The following is a 3,955-nucleotide window of genomic DNA, read 5'->3' on the forward strand; positions in this document are numbered from 1 at the left end:
ACCATATCTTCAATGTAATTAGGAGTGCATACAACTGTTACGTATTCTTCGCTATTTAATTTAATTGTAATAGGAGATTCCGTAACAACCTCATCGGTTTGTTTTGAAAATGTACCAGATTGATAGCGTACAATTGTATATGTTTCTTGAATAGGCCCCATATTAAATTCCCCTTTATATATATTTTTCTCCATATTTATCATAAAACATCGAAAAACCAAAAGCATCTACTAATAAGAAGATGGCAGATTATTTTGGTTATTATTGTATATGTACGATATAATAGATTTGTAGAATAGTGACATTTTCAAGCTTTCGTAGTTATACCTTATAACATCTAGAATCGACTTCCAAAGGAAAGTATTTCAACAGGGCGTTTCAAAAATATGTACAGCAACGCATTTTTGAAAACGGATTCAAAAATGTGTTGTACAGTTAGTTGTAAGGAGAGGGGAAACTATGACAGAACAGACAGTCCGTGTAACCGTTGATGGTAAAGAATTTTTTGCATCAGGTGAAAAGACGATACTCCAATTATTTAACGAAAGTAATTTAGAACATCCTCAAATTTGTCATGTACCAGAGGTAGATCCTATTCAAACTTGTGATACATGTATTGTAGAAGTAGATGGAAAGTTAATGCGTGCTTGTTCAACAAAGTTGGAAGATGGCATGCATATTGAGAGGCAATCGGAACGTGCGAAGGAAGCACAAACTGAAGCGATGGATCGAATATTAGAGAATCATTTATTGTACTGTACGGTATGTGATAATAATAATGGTAACTGTAAAGTCCACAATACAGTAGATATGATGGGAATTGAAGAACAGAAATATCCATATGAACCGAAAGTAAGTGCATGCGAAGTGGATACGTCGCATCCATTCTATCGATACGATCCAAATCAATGTATTGCTTGTGGGCAGTGTGTAGAAGTATGCCAAAATTTACAAGTGAATGAAACTTTATCGATTGATTGGAGTTTAGACCGCCCACGTGTTATTTGGGACAATGGTGTGAATATAAATGACTCGTCTTGTGTTAGCTGTGGGCAATGTGTAACAGTTTGTCCTTGTAATGCATTAATGGAAAAAACGATGCTAGGAGAAGCTGGATTTATGACTGGTTTAAAACCAGATGTGCTAAATCCAATGATTGATTTTGTAAAAGATGTAGAGCCTGGATATAGCAGTATTTTAGCAGTTTCAGAAGTAGAGTCCGCGATGCGTAAGACGAAAATTAATAAGACAAAAACAGTGTGTACATTTTGTGGTGTAGGTTGTTCATTTGAAGTATGGACGAAAGATCGTCAAATTTTAAAAGTGCAACCTGTTTCAGATGCACCGGTTAATGGTATTTCCACATGTGTAAAAGGCAAATTTGGATGGGACTTTGTGAACAGTGAAGAGCGTATTACAAAGCCGTTAATTCGCCAAGGGGATATGTTTGTTGAGGCTTCATGGGAAGAGGCTCTTGAAGTTGTTGCATCTAATATGCAACATATTAAATCAGAATATGGTAGCGATGCGTTTGGGTTTATTTCTTCTTCGAAAGTAACAAATGAAGAAAACTATCTTATGCAAAAACTAGCTCGTCAAATATATGGAACAAATAATGTAGATAACTGTTCCCGTTATTGCCAATCTCCAGCAACAGACGGTTTATTTAAAACTGTCGGTATGGGCGGAGATGCTGGAACAGTGAAAGATATTGCTGAGGCAGGTCTTGTTATTATTGTTGGTGCAAATCCAACAGAAGGACATCCTGTACTTGCAACTAGAGTGAAACGTGCTCATAAATTACATGAACAAAAACTAATTGTCGCAGACCTTCGTAAACATGAAATGGCGGAGCGTGCTGATATATTTGTTCACCCGAGTCAAGGGACGGATTATGTATGGCTTGCTGGGATAACGAAATACATTATCAATCAAGATTGGCACGATAAAAAGTTCATAGCTGAAAATGTAAAGAATTTTGATGAATATAGCAAAATGCTAGAGAAATATACGCTTGATTATACTGAGAAGATTACAGGGATTTCTAAAGCTCAGTTAAAAGAAATGGCTCGTATGGTATATGAAGCAGATGGTACTTGTATACTTTGGGGAATGGGTGTAACTCAAAATACAGGAGGAAGTACAACGTCGGCAGCAATTTCAAATTTACTTCTCGTTACAGGTAACTACCGTCGTCCTGGTGCCGGTGCGTATCCGTTACGCGGGCATAATAACGTACAAGGTGCTTGTGATATGGCGACATTACCGAACTGGCTTCCGGGTTACCAAGCAGTTTCAGATGATGTGCATCGTGCGAAATTTGAAAAAGCATACGGTACTACCATTCCGAAAGAACCGGGATTAAATAATATCGCAATGTTACTTGCGGCCGAAGAAGGAAAACTGCGTGGTATGTATGTTATGGGAGAAGAAATGGCTTTAGTAGATTCAAATGCCAACCATGTACAACATATTTTAGCGAATTTAGACTTCCTTGTTGTTCAAGATATGTTCTTATCGAAAACAGCTCGTTTTGCCGATGTTATTTTACCGGCAGCACCAAGCTTAGAAAAGGAAGGAACATTTACAAATACAGAGCGCCGTATTCAAAGATTGTATGAAGTATTGAAGCCACTTGGTGATTCTAAACCAGATTGGTGGATTTTACAAAAAGTAGCTCGTGCACTGGGCGGAGACTGGAATTATGGAAGTCCAAGTGAAATTATGGATGAAATTGCATCGCTTGCCCCGTTATATTCACAAGCAACGTATGACCGTTTAGAAGGCTGGAATAGTTTATGTTGGGGTAGCCATGATGGTAGTGATACACCGTTATTATATGTAGATGGATTTAACTTCCCAGACAAACTAGCACGATTATCACTAGATGAATGGGTTCCGCCAGTTGTAGCACCAGATGAGTATGATTTACTATTAAATAATGGCCGTATACTAGAGCATTTCCATGAAGGAAATATGACGAATAAGTCGGCTGGAATTTTATCTAAAGTGTCTGAAGTATTTGTTGAAATTTCACCTGAACTTGCTAAAGAACGCAATGTGAAAGATGGTGGTCTTGTAGAGTTAGCATCACCATTTGGAACGATTAAAGTACAAGCGCTTGTTACAGATCGTGTAACTGGAAATGAGTTATATTTGCCGATGCATGCGACAGTAAATGAAGAGGCAATCAATATTTTAACAGGAACAGCAACAGACATTTATACGTGTACACCAGCTTATAAACAAACAATGGTGAAACTGCGCGTATTACGTGAAAAAGGAAATCGTCCGTTACCATCTTCAAACCCGAGAGATAAAAAACGTCATCCACAAAATGGTGTTGAAATCGAGCAAAAGTGGCAAAGAAAACAATACGTATCACTTGTGGACCAGAATTAGGGGGCGGAGATCATGGCAAAAGAGATTACTTTAATTAAAAAGAAGATTGTAACAGAAGAAGAAAAAAAACAGCAAGTAACAGATGAACTGTTAAATGATCTAGCTGAAAATAGAGCAGCAGTAGAAGAGACGATGCAGCTATTAGCGCAGTTGCAAAAAGCTGGAATTTTAGATGCAGCAATTAGTTTACTTGCTGCAAAAGAAGATGTTTCCAAAATAGCTGTTGAACAATTGAATCGTGAACCAGTAAAAAACGCACTAAACAATATGATGGGGGCAGGAGAGGCATTATCTTCAGTGGACCCAGAAATAACGAAACAAATAACATCTAGTTTAGTCACTGGATTACAATTTGCAACGGATGAGCTGAAAAACGGAAAGAAAACAAAAGTGATGGATTTCTTTAAGGTATTAAAAGATCCAGATATCAACAGGGCGATTACATTCGGTTTTAGTTTCTTAAAAGCATTTGGACAAGGATTAGAGAAAAAATAGAGTGAGTGAAAAAAAGTGATGGGATTAGCCATCACTTTTTTCATTATATGTATAAGAG

Annotated in this window: 2 protein-coding genes and 1 pseudogene; 2 read left to right on the top strand and 1 reads right to left on the bottom strand. The window is 37.3% G+C overall.

Features of this window, described 5'->3' with window-relative positions; genetic code table 11:
* Positions 1-161 (bottom strand): annotated as a pseudogene (locus tag AB3X48_RS18750) (formate dehydrogenase accessory sulfurtransferase FdhD); the annotation flags it as partial.
* A 298-nt stretch (positions 162-459) separates the two neighbouring features.
* Here AB3X48_RS18750 and fdhF point away from each other — a divergent pair.
* A complete protein-coding gene (gene fdhF / locus AB3X48_RS18755) occupies positions 460-3,402 on the top strand; it encodes a formate dehydrogenase subunit alpha (protein WP_016103499.1) in 2,943 nt (980 codons plus the stop codon).
* A 12-nt stretch (positions 3,403-3,414) separates the two neighbouring features.
* Positions 3,415-3,897: a helical membrane plugin domain-containing protein gene (locus tag AB3X48_RS18760; RefSeq protein ID WP_016103500.1), complete on the top strand. Its 483-nt coding sequence runs from the start codon at positions 3,415-3,417 to the stop codon at positions 3,895-3,897.
* Positions 3,898-3,955 lie beyond the last annotated feature (58 nt).

Origin of the sequence: Bacillus sp. S4 (assembly GCF_040838205.1) — a bacterium.
GTDB classification, from domain to species: domain Bacteria; phylum Bacillota; class Bacilli; order Bacillales; family Bacillaceae_G; genus Bacillus_A; species Bacillus_A cereus_U.